This is a genomic window from Achromobacter spanius, from assembly GCF_029637605.1.
Classification (GTDB): domain Bacteria; phylum Pseudomonadota; class Gammaproteobacteria; order Burkholderiales; family Burkholderiaceae_B; genus Achromobacter; species Achromobacter spanius_E.
Map to the genome: position 1 here is coordinate 568,458 of NZ_CP121261.1, position 15,777 is coordinate 584,234.

Genomic DNA, 15,777 nt, shown 5'->3' on the forward strand with positions numbered 1-15,777 from the left:
AAGCGCCCGCCTGCAAAGAGGAAAACAATGAAAGTCATGATCGCTCGCCTGAATCACGAGACCAATACGTTTTCGCCCGTGCCCACGCCGCTGGCGGCGTTCGGCAACGAGGGCCCCGCCTTCGATGCGCAGGCCTACAACGACAACAAGGGCAAGCGCACGGCCATGTCGGCCTTTATTGATCTTGCCGAGGCGAACGGCGCGTCGCTGGTCACGCCGGTATCCGCCACCGCCTATCCCAGCGGCCGGGTGGACGCAGCGGCCTATCGCACGCTTTGCGACGCGATCGTAACGGGCGCGCGGGGATGCGACGCGATCCTGCTGGACCTGCACGGCGCCATGGCGGTCGAAAGCACCGATGACGGCGAGGGCGACCTGCTCGAGCGCCTGTGCCAGCAGACGCCCGACGTGCCGATTGCGGTGGCGCTGGACCTGCATGGCAACGTCACGCCCAAGATGATGGCCAACGCCGACGTGATCATCAGCTTCAAGACCTACCCGCACGTGGACATGTACGAAACCGGCGAGCACGCGGGCCGCATCCTGTTTGACTGGCTTAACGGCGGGCCGCGCCCGGTGATGGCGTGGCGCCGCCTGCCGTTGATGACGCACACGTTGCGCAGCGCCACGGCGCAAGGCGCCATGCGCGACGCCGTGCAGGCGGCCCGGCTGGCCGAAGCCGGTGGCATGCTGGGCGTGTCCGTGCTGGCGGGGTTCGCCCTGGCCGATATTCCCGCTCCGTGCCTGAGCGTGGTGGTGGTGGGCGCGGGCGACCCGGCGCAGGCGGAACAGGCGGCCACCAAAATGGCGCAAACCCTCTGGGCCGCGCGCGACGGGTTTTTCTATGACAGCGAGCCCTTGGCCGCTTCGTTGGCCCGCGCCGTTGAACTGGCGTGCGGCGCCGGCAAGCCGGTGCTGTTGCTGGACCATGGCGACAACTGCATGTCCGGGGGCACGTGCGACACCATGGAAGTGCTGATGGCGGCGGTCGACGCCGGGTTGACCGGCATCGTCGCCGGTCTGTATTGCGACCCCGAGGCCGTGGCGGCGTTGACGGCGGCGGGCGAGGGCAAGCAGGTCGAGATCCAGGTGGGCAACAAGCGGCCCATCCCGGCCATCGGCCGTCCGGCCGCGCCGGTGCTGTTGAAAGGGCGGGTCGGCGCGGTCACTGACGGCCAGTATGTCATCACGGGTCCCACCTACACCGGCCAAACGGCTTGCATGGGCCGCAGCGCGGTGCTGGATATCGGCGCCGCGCAATTGGTGATCACCGAGAGGACACACGAACCCTGGGACCTGGGCGTATTCGAAAGCATGGGACTGGACCCCCGGCGCGCCCGCTTCGTGCTGGTGAAGTCCCGGATGTACTGCCGGCCGGTGTTCGAACCCATCTCGCAGGCGCTGGTGGAATGCGCCAGCGCGGGTGTCACCAGTTCGGATTTTTCACTGTTTCCCTATGAGCGCCGGCACCGCCCGCTTTATCCGCTGGAACCCATGGCCCCGTCCGACTACGATCCTGCCGTTTGATCCGCATGGCGCTTGGCGTCCGCATACAATACCGCCCATGGAAAAAGTACGTATCTCCAAGCTCATGTCCGAGCGCGGACTCTGCTCGCGCCGCGAGGCCGACAGCTATATCGAACGCGGCTGGGTCCGCGTGGACGGTGTTGTGGTGTCCGAACTGGGCGCCAAGGCGTTTCCCGACCAGGTCATCACGCTTGAGCGCGCCGCGCAGGCGCGCCAGACCTCGCGCGTGACCATCCTGATCAACAAGCCGGTGGGTTATGTGTCGGGCCAGGCGGAAAAGGGCTACACGCCAGCGGTTGCGCTGATTGACTCGCGCTCGCGCTTTGCCGGCTGCCGCCATCCGCAGCGCTTCGAACGCGCGCATCTGGAAGGGCTGGCCGTGGCTGGCCGCCTGGATATCGATTCGCAAGGCCTGCTGGTGCTGACGCAAGACGGCCGCATCGCCAAGCATCTCATTGGCGAAGACTCCAGCGTCGACAAGGAATATCTGGTGCGGGTGCAGGGTGACTTGCCCGACCGTGGGCTGGAACTCTTGAATCACGGGCTGTCGCTGGATGGCAAGGCGCTGAAGCCCGCGCACGTGCGCTGGCAGAACCACGACCAACTGCGCTTTGTGCTGCGCGAAGGCAAGAAGCGCCAGATTCGCCGCATGTGCGAACTGGTCGGCCTGAAAGTGGTGGGCTTGAAGCGCGTACGCATCGGCCGCGTGCAATTGGGTGACTTGCCGCTTGGCCAGTGGCGTTATCTGCGCGACGACGAAGGGTTTTGATCCTTCTTTTTTGATTCATCATTCAGGGAATATTCAGCTTCCCTGTTCGGCTCAGCCGACAACTGATGTCGGTGCCCAGCAGATTTTTCAGTCTGTTTCCGACCCCCCTTTATTTCATGAAAGCGGGGGTATCCTTCGCTTGCCCGTTGCTGCCCAGGCGCTCCATCAGGAATTCGATGAAGATCCGGGTCTTGGCCGGCAGCAACCGAGTTTCGGTGACCGCATAGACAGGGAAGGGGCCCAATTGCCAGTCTGGCAATACGCGCCGCAATTGCCCTGATTGCTGTTCGGCCGTCTGGCCGCCCACCAGCACCGCGATGCCCGCGCCCAGCATGGCCAGGCGCCGCGCCATCGCGACACCGTTTACCGAAAACCGGTTGCCCGGCGTGAACTCGATGTGCTGGTCGCCGCAGTTGAGCGGCCAGCGCGTGACGCGGCCCGCGCCTTCCGCGCGGAATTCTATGCACTCGTGACGGGTCAAGTCACTGGGGTGCTTGGGTTCTCCGTGCTTTTCCAGGTAGTCGTGCGAGGCATACAGGTGCGCGGGCAGCATGCCCAGCAGCCGGGCGATTTGCGTCGAATCGGGCAGTTCGCCGATTTCGATCGAGATGTCGCAGGTCTGGAACACGCGCGAGGCGTGGTCCGGGTTTGCCAGGTCCAGGAAAAACGTGACGTCGGGAAAGCGGCGGGAGAACTCCATGAACGATTCAGCCAGGAAGTCCGTGCCGAAATCGGCGGGCATGTTCACCCGCAACGGCCCGGCTGGCGTGTCGACCAGTTTCTGCAATTCTTCATGGGCAATCTGCGCTTCGGCCACGATGCGCTGGCAGCGTTCAAAGTACAGCCGCCCGGCGTCGGTCAATTCCACCTTGCGGGTGGTGCGGCTCAACAAGCGCAGGCCCACGGATTTTTCCAATTCGGCCACCTGGCGAGACAAGGTGGATTTAGGCACGCCCAGCGTTGCTGCAGCGCGGCTAAAACTACGTGTCTTGGCCACTTCGACGAAGAGCTCCATGCCTTGTAAGCGTTTCATGTCGAGATTCTTTCACAGACTCGGAGTGGGAAATTGTCCCATAAATGGAATGATGTTTTCTTTCCGCGCCCCTTTGTTTCCAGGGCGGGATAACTCAGAATGCGGGTTCTGCAATGCAGCAATGCACTAAAGCCCTTCTTGCGTTTTCAATGCCAATCCACCCCTTTGATGCACAAGACCTCCCCCCTTACCGCGGGCGGGAGGCGGGCTCCTTTTTTGTCGGAAATCGGGAATATCTATGAATAAGAAAAGCGCTATGTGGCGCAGCGCGGCAGTGCTCACGCTGACGGCATCGGCTCTCACCCTGGCCGCTTGCGGCAAGAAGCAAGACGCACCGCAGGCGGGCAAACCGCAGGTCACCGTGGTGACCTTGGCCACGCAGCCTGTTTCCCTGACCACCGAATTGCCGGGCCGCACCTCGCCGTTTCGCGTGGCCGAAGTCCGGCCGCAGGTGAACGGCATCGTGCAAAAGCGCCTGTTCACCGAGGGCGGCGAGGTCAAGGCCGGCCAGCAGCTTTATCAGATCGACCCCGCGCTGTACCAGGCCAGCGTCGACAGCCAGAAGGCGGCGTTGGCCCGCGCCCAGGCGCAGCAGAAGACGGCTGCCTTGCTGGCCGAACGCTACAAACCGCTGGTGGCCACGCGCGCCGTCAGCCAGCAGACCTACGACAACGCCGTGGCCTCCCGCGACCAGGCCGCCGCCGATGTGCTGTCGGCCAAGGCCGCGCTGGATACGGCGCGCATCAACCTGGTCTACACCAAGGTGCTGTCGCCCATTGCAGGCATCATCGGCCGTTCGTCGGTGACCGAAGGCGCGCTGGTCACGGCCAACCAGACCGCGGCGCTGGCGTCGGTGCAGCAGATTGACCCGATCTACGTCGACGTGACCCAGTCCAGCGTGCAACTGCTGCGCTTGCAGGACGCACTGGCCAGCGGCCAGTTGAAGCGTGCCGACGGCGAACAGGCCGCGCTGGTCACGCTGACGCTGGAAGACGGCTCGCAATACAAGCAGAGCGGCAAGCTCCAGTTCTCGGAAGTCACGGTGGACCCGGGCACGGGTTCCATCACGCTGCGCGCGGTGTTCCCCAACCCCGACCGTCGCCTCTTGCCCGGCATGTTCGTGCGTGCGCGGCTGGCTGACGGCGTGGCCGCCGACGGCTTGCTGGTGCCGCAACGCGGCGTGACGCGCAACCAGCGCGGCTTGCCGACGGCGCTGGTCGTCAACGCCAAGAACCAGGTGGAACTGCGTGAACTGAAGACCGACCGCGCCATTGGCGACAAGTGGCTGGTTACCGACGGCCTGGCCGCCGGCGACAAGGTCATCGTGGAAGGCCTGCAGATGGTGCGTCCGGGCGTTGAAGTCGTCGCCACCGAAGCCGGCGCCAAGGCGCAGCAGCCCCAGGCGGCCAATGCCGCCCCGGCCAAGCAGTAATCAGGGAGCCATGCATGGCAAAGTTTTTTATCGATAGGCCGGTTTTTGCCTGGGTGATCGCGATCGTGCTGATGATGGCCGGTGCGCTGTCCATCCTGCAATTGCCGGTCTCGCAGTATCCCAACATCGCGCCGCCCGCCATCGGCATCGCGGTGACCTACCCGGGCGCGTCCGCGCAGACCGTGCAGGACACCGTGGTGCAGGTCATCGAACAGCAGATGAACGGCCTGGACGGCTTGCAGTACATCTCGTCGGAAAGCAATTCCGACGGCAGCATGTCCATCACGCTGACCTTCAAGCAGGGCACCAACCCGGATACGGCGCAGGTGCAGGTGCAGAACAAGCTATCGCTGGCGCAGCCGCTCTTGCCGCAGGAAGTGCAGCAGCAGGGCATACGCGTGACCAAGGCCACCAAGAACTTCCTGATGGTGGCGGGCTTTGTGTCCACCGACGGCTCGATGACCCGCGACGACCTGGCCGACTACGTGGCCTCGTACATTCAAGACCCCATCAGCCGCACGCAAGGCGTGGGCGACTTCCAGCTGTTCGGCTCGCAGTACGCGATGCGTATCTGGCTGGACCCCGCCAAGCTCGTGAACTACGGGCTGACCACGGTGGACGTGGTGTCGGCGATCAAGGAACAGAACGTGCAGGTGTCGTCCGGCCAGTTGGGCGGCCTGCCTTCCGTGCGTGGGCAGCAGTTGAACGCCACCATCATCGGGCCGTCGCGCCTGGAGAAGCCGGAAGACTTCGGCCAGATCCTGCTCAAGGTCAATACCGATGGTTCACAAGTGCGTTTGCGCGATGTCTCGCGCATTGAGCTGGGCGGGCAGACCTACGCCATCGACAGCTACTACAACGGCAACCCGGCCGCGGGTCTGGCGATCAAGCTGGCGCCGGGCGCCAACGCGCTGGATACGGCGCAGGCGGTGCGCGACACCATCAACAATCTGAAGCCATACTTCCCGCAGGGCATGGACGTCGTGTATCCGTACGACACGACGCCGTTCGTCAGCCTGTCGATTCATGAAGTGTTCAAGACGCTGGTGGAAGCCATCATCCTGGTCTTCCTGGTGATGTACCTGTTTCTGCAGAACTTCCGCGCCACCATCATCCCCACGCTGGCCGTGCCGGTGGTGCTGCTGGGCACGTTCGGCGTGCTGGCCGCGTTTGGTTATTCCATCAATACCTTGACGATGTTCGGCATGGTGCTGGCCATTGGCCTGTTGGTGGACGACGCGATCGTGGTGGTGGAAAACGTGGAGCGCGTGATGGCCGAAGAGGGCTTGACGCCCAAGCAGGCCACCCGCAAGTCCATGAGCCAGATCACCGGCGCGCTGATCGGCATTGCCATGGTGCTGGCCGCCGTGTTCGTCCCCATGGCGTTCTTTGGCGGTTCCACGGGCGTGATCTATCGCCAGTTCTCCATCACGATCGTGTCGTCGATGGTGCTGTCGGTGCTGGTCGCCATCGTCTTCACCCCGGCCTTGTGCGCCACTTTGCTCAAGCCCATTCCCAAGGGCCATCACGGTTCCAAGCGGGGCTTCTTCGGCTGGTTCAACCGCGCGTTCGAACGCAGCAGCAACGGTTACGCCAACACCGTTGCGCGCGGGCTGAACCGCACCAAGCGTCTGATGATCGTGTACCTGGCCCTGGTCATTGCCATGGGCTGGTTGTTCACGCGTATTCCCACCGCCTTCCTGCCGGGCGAGGACCAGGGCATTTTGTTCGCCCAGATCCAGACGCCCGCCGGCGCCACCGCCGAAGCCACCAAGGCCGTCATCGACGACGCCACCAAGTACCTGCTGACCGAAGAAAAGGACGCCGTGACCTCGGTGTTCGCGGTCAACGGTTTCAACTTTGGTGGCCGTGGCCAGAACGCGTCCATCCTGTTCATCAAGCTGCGTGACTGGGAAGAGCGCGGCGACGCCCGGCTGAAGGCGGCCGCCGTGGCGGGGCGCGCCAACGCGCACTTCGCCAAGACCGAGCGCCGCGCGCAATTGTTCGTGGTGCCACCGCCATCGGTGATGGAACTGGGCAACGTCACCGGCTTTGACTTCCAGCTGATGGACCGCGCCGGCGTGGGCCATGAAAAGCTGCTTGCCGCGCGCAACCAGTTGCTGGGTGAAGCCGCCAAGAGCCCGGTGCTGGTGGGCGTGCGCCCCAACGGCATCGAAGACGCGCCGCAGTACCAACTGGACATCGACCGCGAGAAAGCGCGCGCGCTGGGCGTGGCCGTGTCCGACATCAACAGCACGCTGGCCACCGCCTGGGGTTCGTCATACGTCAACGACTTCATTGACCGTGGCCGCGTGAAGAAGGTGTTCGCGCAGGGCGAGGCATCATCGCGCATGCTGCCGGACGACCTGAACAAATGGTATGTGCGCAACAGCGCGGGTGACATGGTGCCGTTCTCGGCATTCTCGAAGGCCACGTGGAGCTTCGGCCCACAAAAGCTGAACCGCTATAACGGCGTGCCGTCCTACAACATCCAGGGCCAGGCGGCGCCGGGCTACAGCTCGGGCGCGGCCATGGAAGAAATGGAAAGGCTGGCGGCCAAGCTGCCGGTGGGCGTGGGCTTTGAATGGACGGGGCTGTCGTTTGAAGAGCGCTTGTCGGGCTCGCAGGCGCCGGCGCTGTACGCGATTTCCTTGATCGTGGTGTTCCTGTGCCTGGCCGCCTTGTATGAAAGCTGGTCCATCCCGACGGCGGTCATGCTGGTGGTGCCGCTGGGCATTATCGGCGTGCTGCTGGCGACGCTGGCGCGCGGGCTGTCCAACGACGTGTACTTCCAGGTGGGGCTGTTGACCACGGTGGGGCTGGCGGCCAAAAACGCCATCCTGATCGTGGAGTTCGCCAAGGAACACTTCGAGTCCGGTGCAAGCCTGACGGAATCGGCCATCCACGCCGCCCGCCAACGCCTGCGTCCCATCCTGATGACGTCGCTGGCGTTCATCCTGGGCGTGACGCCGCTGGCGATCTCGTCGGGCGCCGGGTCGGGCAGCCAGAACGCCATCGGCACGGGCGTGATCGGCGGCATGCTGACCGGCACGTTCCTGGCCATCTTCTTTGTTCCGGCCTTCTTCGTGATCATGCTGCGCGTGTTCAAGGTCAAGCGCATCAGCGAAAACCAAGACAAGCACGATGCCAGCGCCAACGGCTCGAAGGACGTGTCCGCCGAGGGGCAACCATAATGAAACTTCAGATGAGAACCTTGTTGTCTGTTTCCCTGGCGGCGGCCCTGGCGGGCTGCTCGCTGGCCCCTACCTATGAACGGCCGGACGCGCCGGTCAGCGCAACTTATCCCACCGGCCCGGCCTACAAGGCGGACGGTTCCAATGCGGCGTTGGGGATGTCCACAGCCGATATTGGCTGGCGTGATTTTTTCAGCGACCCGCTGCTGCAACAGTTGATTGAACTGTCTCTGGAGAACAACCGCGACCTGCGCGTGGCGGCCTTGAATGTGGAGGCGGCGCGTGCGCAGTACCGCATCCAGCGCGCCGACCTGCTGCCCAGCGTGGGCGTGGCCGGCCAGGAATCCGCCCAGCGCACTCCGGCGGACCTGTCCGCCAGCGGCCGCGCCACCACCAGCCGCAGCTACCAGGTGGGCGCCGCCATGTCGGCGTGGGAACTGGACTTGTTCGGCCGCATCCGCAGCCTGAGCGACCAGGCGCTGGAGTCCTATCTGGCGCTGGACGAAACGCGTACGGCCACGCAGTTGACGTTGATTGCCGAAGTGGCCAACGCCTACCTGACGCTGCGCGCCGACCAGGAATTGCTGAGCCTGACGCGCGACACGCTCACGAGCCAGGAAGATTCCTTCAAGCTCACGCAGCAAAGCTATGACCAGGGCCTGTCAACCGCGCTGGACTTGAGCCAGGCGGAAGTGTCGCTGCGCACGGCCCAGCGCAACCTGTCGCAATACACGCGCCAGGCCGCGCAGGACCGCAATGCGTTGACGCTGCTGGTGGGCCAGCCCATGTCCCCCGAGATTGTCGCGGCGCTGGACCAGGCGGTGAAGCTGGACGACAGCATGCTGCCGACCACCTTGCCCGCCGGCCTGCCGTCCGACCTGCTGGCGCGCCGCCCGGACATCCGTGCGGCCGAGCATCAGCTTAAAGGCGCCAACGCCAATATCGGCGCGGCGCGCGCGGCGTTCTTTCCCACCATCAGCCTGACCGGCCAGGCGGGTACCGCCAGCGCCAGCTTGGGCGGCTTGTTCGAAGGCGGTTCGGGCGCCTGGAGCTTCGTGCCCCAGATCACCGTGCCGATCTTCGCCGGCGGTTCGTTGCAGGCGGGGCTGGATTTGGCCAAGGTGCAAAAGAACATCCAGGTGGCGCAGTACGAAAAGTCCATCCAGACGGGGTTCCGCGAAGTGGCGGACGCCCTGGCCGGGCGCGGCACGCTGGACGACCAGATTGAAGCGCAGCGCTTGCTGGTGAATGCCAATCAGCGCGCCTACGACGTGTCGGACCAGCGTTTCCGCCAGGGTATCGACGACTACCTGAGCGTGCTGGATTCGCAGCGTTCGTTGTATACGTCGCAGCAGGCCTTGGTGGATACGCGCCTGGCGCGCTTGTCGAATCTGGTTACCTTGTACAAGGTGCTGGGCGGCGGCTGGACCGAACGCACGGTGGCGGCGCAGACGGCGCCGGCCGTGCCGGTCACGGGGTCGTAAACCGCGTGCGCTGAAATTTTGCGGCGCAAAATAAACTCAGCGCAAAAGACACTCAGCGCAAAAGAAACGGGCCGATCGAAAGATCGGCCCGATTTTTATTGATGTTGCCTTAGCAGGGCGTCAAGTGCGCTTGCGGGCGATCATGCCAACCACGAACAGCACGATGATGGCGCCTATCACTGACGCGATCCAGCCCGCGGGTTCGCCTTCCGCATACCAACCCATCGTCTGTCCCAGGAACCCGGCCACCACGGCGCCAACGATGCCCAGGATGGTGGTCATGATGATCCCCATGTTCTGGTCTCCGGGCATGATGGCGCGGGCGATCAAGCCCACGATGAACCCGACGATGATCATGATGATAATGCTCATGCGCGTACTCCTTGCTTTGGAAAAAAGGGGGCGATGCGCAATGATGATACCCACGCTCTTTATTAGGCGGCTGTAACAACTGGTATGTGGGGTTGCCATGCAACATGCTGCGGTGCACGGTCGCCGGGGCGTCCGGCTCAGGACGTAATGTCGATCAATTGGCGGACGTCTTTGGTCAGGGCTTCGACGCTGTCGGTGTCGGACGCCAGCAGGCGCGCATGGCCGTCCTTGTCGAAAATGTATACGCCGCGGCTGTGCGTCACTTCGTACATGTCGGCGTCGTCGCCGGGGCGCGGCTTTTCAATCTGGTAGGCCACGCGGTAGCGGCGGGCCAGGTCCGCCACCTGTTTTTCGTTACCGGTCACGCCGATGGCGCTGTTGTTGAAGGCATTGACATAGGCCTGCAGGATGTCGGGCGTATCGCGGTGCGGATCGACGCTGACGAACACGATGCGCACGTTCTTGGCCTTGTCGCCCAGGTTTTGCAGCACGGCGGTCAGTTGCGCCATGGTGGTGGGGCAGATGTCGGGACAACTGGCGTAGCCGAAGAACAGCATCACCGTCTTGCCCTTGAGGTCGTCGCTGCTGATGGTTTTGCCGCCCGCGCCGGGCAGCGAGAATTTCAGGTCGGGCAGGTGGCCCTTGACGTTGTAGAGCGTCCAGTCCGCGTTCCGATCGCCGCAGGCGGCAAGAAACACACACAGAGCCAACAGCAGACCGCGCCAGGCGCGGCCGGTAATGAGGTGTCGCATGAGTCCTGGAGGTGCCAAAAGGTTGAACGAAGGGCAAGCCCGTGCAAGCTTGTTGATTCTACCTTCATGGCCGGGGTAGGGCGGCGGGCGGGGTGGCGTCGCGGGCTTGGTGCGAGGGGGATGTTTGTCCTGCCGCAAACTTATGGCGCGTTGCTTACCCCTTTCAACAGACCGCGACGCCGAAGTACATTCGGTGCGTCGTCAGTATTGATGTCAGGAGAGTGTGAACGTGGATATGGCAGCAAGCATGGCCTTTCGTTACCCGTATTACCCGGTGGTCATCGATATCTTGCGCTCGCGGGGTGCCGAGCAGGTGCTGGACGCGCCTTGCGGCGTGGGCTGGTTGGGTGAGGCGCTGTCCGCAGGAGGCGGCGGGCAAGTAACCGGTGACGGCGGGCAAAAGGCCGGTGACGGCGGGCAAGTGGCTAGTGATGGCGGGCAAAAGGCCGAAGTCGGCGGGCAAGTGGCTAGTGATGGCGGGCCGGTAGCCAAAGGCGGCGGACAAGTAGCCGTTGACGGCGTGGGCCTATGGGAATTCCCGCCGGCCAGCGCGGGATACCGATCGGTGACCGAACACGATCTGGATACGCCGCTGAGCGTGGCCAAGGCCTATGACGCGGTGGTCTGCTGCGAGGCGATTCATCTGATGACGAGTCCGGGCGTGATGCTGCAAAGTTTGCACGATGCGCTGCGCCCCGGGGGCACCGTGATCATCACCACGCCGAATACCTGGAACATGCGGTCAAGGCTGCAGTTTCTGATGCGCGGCTTCCATTCCGGTTTCCGACCCATGGTGGGGCGCAAGCGGGGCGAGGACTACATCACGTATTTCCCATGGAGCTTTCCGCAACTGCATTTGCTGTTGTCGCACTACGGTTTCGTGGATATCACGCTGCACGAGGTTGATGAACCGAAACCGAAGCGGATGTTGGAACATGTGCTGGCGGTGCCGTCACGGTTTTATTATCGACGGCGTGTGAAGCGGGCAGAGGATGCGGATATTCGCGGGTTCTGGAAGCAAGCGGGGTCCAGCCAGTCGGTGCATGGAAGGTGGTTGGTGGTGTCGGCGCGGCGTGCTGCTTGATGGGTTGCGCGCGGCGGATGCTGTACTTTTTGCTTTGATCGTGCCGCGCTTCACCCATCCTACGTCGGCGACGGCGGCTCTTTGTAGGATGGGTGAAGCGCGCGATGCGGGGCAGAAAATCAATGGCCTGAATCGCGCGTAACCCATCTGGTGGCGCTGGCGTGATGGTGCCGGCTGCTGATGGGTTACGCGCGGCAGATGCTGTGCTTCTTGCCTCGATCTTGCCGCGCTTCACCCATCCTACGGTGGCGACGGCGGCTCTTTGTAGATTCTATGGTTTGGCGCAAGCTTGGCTGACCATAAAGAGGTTTACATCGAAGGGTTTGCGCGATTTCCATACGCCGAAGGCGATGCGTAGGAGTTTTCTGGCGATGATGTTTAATGCCTGCGTTGAGGCCCAGCCCTTGGCTCGTAACGCTGCGTAGAGGGGTTTGAAGGCAGCTGTTCGGCTTGCTGAGGATGCCGCGTTGTAGGCAAGGCTTCTCAGGGCCGCATCGCCTTGCTTGCTGAGTTTACGCAGGCCTTTGTAGGCGCCAGACTCCTTGGGCCTGGGGTCCAGCCCCGCGTAGGCCACCACTGCGTCCGAGGAGGCGAACGGGATGCGGGCGAAGGCCGTCACCAGTGCGGCCCCAGTCAGCTTTCCCACGCCGGTAATGCTGGTGATTAAGTTGAAGTCGTCGGTCAAGGCGGGTTCGGCAGCGATCTGATCGAGCATTTCGCGCTCAAGAGCATCTGCCAACTGCGCCAAGGCATCCAACGCTTGCTGGACCTGAGCTTGCGAGCCCACGTGTTTGTGCCGATCGCTGGACAGGCGCAGCCTCGTGCGCGTCGTGACCGCCACCTTGCGTAAGCGTTGGATCTGACTCAGGCGCTCGATGTGCTCCGGGCAAGGTTCGTAGCTATGCAACCGCTCGTGCTCGAGCGCCACGTAACGCGCAATCATGACAGCGTCGAGTCGGTCGGTCTTGCCCCGTTGAGCCTGCGACTTGGCGTAATGGTGCAAGGCCTTGGGGTTCAGCACATAGACGCGCAGTCCACGCTCATATGCCAGGTCGGCCAACAGGCGCTCGTAGCCACCGGTGGACTCCATGGCAAGAACGCTTCCGGACGGCAGCGTTTGCAACCATTTTTCCAAGCCAGTCGTTGAGTTTTTGACGGCTCGGGTCAACGGCTTGGCCGCCCCGTGCATCGCCACAACAACCTCGGATTTCCCCACATCCACACCAAAGAAAGATTGAGACGTTTGCATCTCTAGACTCCCTGCGATAGCGTTGTGTCTGCTGGGGAAGCCACGCCCGATTCGTTACCTTGCGATCAATCGGCGGTCACGGCCGCTAGATTCTTAATCGACGTATTTGGGCGGGGTGGGATATCTACCGACGTCAGTCCGCTGGTGACGGCTGATGGATGGGTGCGTCCCGATCCCCAGCACCCCCGAAGCAAGATCGGTAAGTGCTATGAAAACATACAAGGATGGGTGAAGCGCGCGATGCGGGGCAGAAAATCAATGGCCTGAATCGCGCGTAACCCATCTGGTGGCGCTGGCGTGATGGTGCCGGCTGCTGATGGGTTACGCGCGGCAGATGCTGTGCTTCTTGCATCGATTTTGCCGCGCTTCACCCATCCTACGTCGGCGTTTTACGTGCCGCTCATGCCGCTGTGGCGCAGCAGGGCGTCGATGCGGGGGGGGCGGCCGCGGAAGGCGGCGAAGGAATCGGCGGCGGGGCGCGAGCCGCCTACGGCCAGGACTTCGCGGCGGAAGCGGGCGCCGGTTTCCGGGTCCAGCGTGCCCAGCGCGTTGTCGGGCTGCTTGGCGGCGGCTTCTTCGAAGGCCTCGTAAGCATCCGCCGACAGCACTTCGGCCCACTTGTAGCTGTAGTAACCCGCGCCGTAGCCGCCCGCGAACAGATGCGAGAACGCGTGGGGCAGGCGGTGCCACGACGGCGGGAACAGCACCGCCACTTCCTGGCGCACTTCCTGCAGCAGTGCCAGCACTTCCGAAATGGATGCACCCTTGGCGCGGTCGTGCATCAGCATGTCGAACAGCGCGAATTCAATCTGGCGCACGGCCTGCATGCCGCTTTGGTAATTGCGCGCCGCGACCAGGCGATCGTACAGCGCGCGCGGCAGCGGTTCGCCCGTGTCCACGTGTGCCGACAGCTTCTGCACCACCGCCCATTCCCAGCAGAAGTTCTCCATGAACTGCGAGGGCAATTCGATGGCGTCCCACTCCACGCTGGCGAAGGCCGCCGCGCCGGGTTCGTCCACTTCCGACAACAGCGCGTGCAGCGCATGGCCGGTTTCGTGGAATAGCGTGATGACATCGTCGTGCGTGAGTACGGCAGCGCGGTCGCCGTTGGGGCGCGAGAAGTTGCAGGTCAGGTAGACAACCGGCGTCTGCACCTGCCCCGCCACCACGCGGCGAGCGCGTTCGCTATCCACCCAGGCCCCGCTTTGCTTGCCCGAACGCGCATACAGATCCAGGTACAGATAACCGATCAAGCCGCCGTCCGGGCGTTCCACGCGCACGCCGCGTGCGTCGCTGTGCCAGGTGGAGACGGGCGTTTCGGTCAGGCGCACGTCGAACAGTTTTTCAATGACGTCGAACAGGCCAGCCAGCACGCGGGGTTCGGTGAAGTACTGCTTCACTTCATCTTCGGAATACGCATAGCGCGATTCGCGCAGGCGTTCCGAGGCGAAGGCCACGTCCCAGGGTTGCAGCTCGTCCAGGCCCAGTTCGCCGGTGGCGTAGGCCTTGAGTTCGGCCAGGTCACGCTGCGCGAACGGCTTGGCGCGCTTGGCCAGGTCGCGCAGGAATTCGGTGACTTCGCGGGCGTCGCGAGCCATGCGGGTTTGCAGGCGCAGCGATGCGTAGGTGCCCAGGCCCAGCAAGCCGGATTCCTCGGCGCGCAGGGACAGCAGTTCTTCGATCAGCGGAGAATTGTCGAACTTGGCTTCGCCTTGTTCGGAAGCAACGGTGCCGTAGCCACGGTACAGCGCTTCGCGCAAGGCGCGATCTTGCGCGTACTGCATCACGGGCAGGTAGCACGGCATTTTCAGGGTCAGCTTCCAACCCGGCTTGCCGTCTTCTTCGGCGGCGGCGCGGGCGGCTGACAGGACGTCGGCGGGGATGCCGGCCAGGCGGGATTCATCGTCTACCAGCAAGGACCAGGCGTCGATGGCGTCCAGCACGTTTTCGGAAAACTTCTGTGATGCCTGGGCTTCGCGGTCGGAGATTTGCGCATAGCGCTCGCGGTCGGCGCCTTGCAGTTCCACGCCGCTCAAGCGGAAGTCGCGCAGCGCCATCTCGACGATGCGGCGGCGCACGGGCGACCACGACGCAAAATCGGGGGCAGCGGCCAGGCGCTGGTACTGCCGGTACAGGCCTTCGTGCAGCCCGACCCAGGTGGAAAATTCGGTAATGAGCGGCAGCGCGGCGTTATAGGCTTCGCGCAGTTCCGGCGTGTTGACTACCGCGTTCAGGTGGCCAGCCACCGACCAGGCACGCCACAGGCGTTCGGACGCGGTGTCCAGCGGTTCCACCACGGCTTCCCAGGTGGGCGCCAGCGCGGAATCAGCGGCATGGTCGACCGCTTGGCGGGCGATGCCCAGCAGTTCTTCCACGGCCGGGACAATATGCCCCGGCTTGACGGCCGCATAATCGACCAGGTCGGAGACAGGGGCAAGCAGAGGATTCTGGGTCATGGTGTTACCGGAAAAGGCGAGAGACATAGGGAGCAGATAGGGGCGATCTGTCCAAAAGCAAGGGCAGGAATGCGCGGTTCCGTGCGCGTCGAGCGCCGTTCGGCGCGCGTCGTGGGGCGTTCATCGCGCGACCTTCACCGTGCGGCGTTCACCGTGCGGCGTTCATCGTGCGGCGTTCATCGTGCGGCGTTCATCGTGCGACGTTCATCGTGCGACGTTCATCGTGCGACGTTCATCGTAGGATGGGTGCAGCGCGAACGACTATACAGAAGAACCCCGGCAATTAACGCGCGAAACCCATCATGCAGCGTCGGCACCACGGCAAACGCAGCCACATGGTATGCAGGTTTTTTTACCCGGTCCCGCCACGGCCCCGGCGTTGCTTGATGGGTTTCACGCGATTGGCGGTGGTGTTCTTTTCCACC

11 protein-coding genes are annotated in these 15,777 nt (G+C 63.6%); 6 read left to right on the forward strand and 5 right to left on the reverse strand.

Annotated features, from left to right (window positions below):
- Positions 1–27: 27 nt before the first annotated feature.
- Together P8T11_RS02570 and P8T11_RS02575 are read left to right on the forward strand one after the other, a co-directional pair.
- Complete coding sequence (locus tag P8T11_RS02570) at positions 28–1,527, forward strand: M81 family metallopeptidase (RefSeq protein ID WP_268078459.1); 1,500 nt, start codon at positions 28–30, stop codon at positions 1,525–1,527.
- A gap of 37 nt (positions 1,528–1,564) precedes the next feature.
- Positions 1,565–2,296 carry a pseudouridine synthase gene (locus P8T11_RS02575; protein ID WP_050448996.1) on the forward strand — a complete coding sequence of 244 codons (732 nt, stop codon included), beginning with the start codon at positions 1,565–1,567 and terminating at the stop codon, positions 2,294–2,296.
- 109 nt (positions 2,297–2,405) lie between these two features.
- Here P8T11_RS02575 and P8T11_RS02580 read toward each other — a convergent pair whose 3' ends face one another.
- A complete protein-coding gene (locus P8T11_RS02580; protein ID WP_268082466.1) occupies positions 2,406–3,311 on the reverse strand; it encodes a LysR family transcriptional regulator in 906 nt (301 codons plus the stop codon).
- A 274-nt stretch (positions 3,312–3,585) separates the two neighbouring features.
- Between P8T11_RS02580 and P8T11_RS02585 the strand changes: the two genes are divergently transcribed.
- From P8T11_RS02585 to adeC, 3 genes are read left to right on the forward strand one after another with little or no spacing between them, the layout of a single operon-like run.
- Positions 3,586–4,761, forward strand: coding sequence for an efflux RND transporter periplasmic adaptor subunit (locus tag P8T11_RS02585; RefSeq protein ID WP_277550919.1), 1,176 nt, complete (start codon positions 3,586–3,588; stop codon positions 4,759–4,761).
- A gap of 14 nt (positions 4,762–4,775) precedes the next feature.
- Positions 4,776–7,955, forward strand: a complete 3,180-nt coding sequence (locus P8T11_RS02590) for an efflux RND transporter permease subunit (protein WP_268078456.1) — start codon at positions 4,776–4,778, stop codon at positions 7,953–7,955.
- Positions 7,955–9,439 carry an AdeC/AdeK/OprM family multidrug efflux complex outer membrane factor gene (gene adeC, locus P8T11_RS02595; RefSeq protein ID WP_268078455.1) on the forward strand — a complete coding sequence of 495 codons (1,485 nt, stop codon included), beginning with the start codon at positions 7,955–7,957 and terminating at the stop codon, positions 9,437–9,439. Before P8T11_RS02590 ends, adeC begins: the two co-directional genes overlap by 1 nt.
- Positions 9,440–9,559: 120 nt before the next feature.
- On the opposite strand, the gene P8T11_RS02600 is transcribed toward adeC, so the two are convergent.
- Both P8T11_RS02600 and P8T11_RS02605 read right to left on the reverse strand, forming a co-directional pair.
- The gene (locus P8T11_RS02600; protein ID WP_259248605.1) at positions 9,560–9,811 is read right to left on the reverse strand and encodes a GlsB/YeaQ/YmgE family stress response membrane protein; all 252 of its coding nucleotides are present in this window, start codon (positions 9,809–9,811) and stop codon (positions 9,560–9,562) included.
- A 137-nt stretch (positions 9,812–9,948) separates the two neighbouring features.
- The gene (locus P8T11_RS02605; protein ID WP_268078453.1) at positions 9,949–10,563 is read right to left on the reverse strand and encodes an SCO family protein; all 615 of its coding nucleotides are present in this window, start codon (positions 10,561–10,563) and stop codon (positions 9,949–9,951) included.
- A 247-nt stretch (positions 10,564–10,810) separates the two neighbouring features.
- Here P8T11_RS02605 and P8T11_RS02610 point away from each other — a divergent pair, with 247 nt between their 5' ends.
- The gene (locus P8T11_RS02610; RefSeq protein ID WP_277549429.1) at positions 10,811–11,647 is read left to right on the forward strand and encodes a methyltransferase domain-containing protein; all 837 of its coding nucleotides are present in this window, start codon (positions 10,811–10,813) and stop codon (positions 11,645–11,647) included.
- 271 nt (positions 11,648–11,918) lie between these two features.
- Here the strand turns inward: P8T11_RS02610 and P8T11_RS02615 are convergent, their stop codons facing one another.
- Both P8T11_RS02615 and P8T11_RS02620 read right to left on the reverse strand, forming a co-directional pair.
- Positions 11,919–12,896 (reverse strand): IS110 family transposase, encoded by a 978-nt coding sequence (locus P8T11_RS02615; protein WP_268077791.1) that lies wholly within the window; start codon positions 12,894–12,896, stop codon positions 11,919–11,921.
- Between the two features lie 389 nt (positions 12,897–13,285).
- Positions 13,286–15,352, reverse strand: a complete 2,067-nt coding sequence (locus tag P8T11_RS02620; protein WP_268078451.1) for a M3 family metallopeptidase — start codon at positions 15,350–15,352, stop codon at positions 13,286–13,288.
- Positions 15,353–15,777 lie beyond the last annotated feature (425 nt).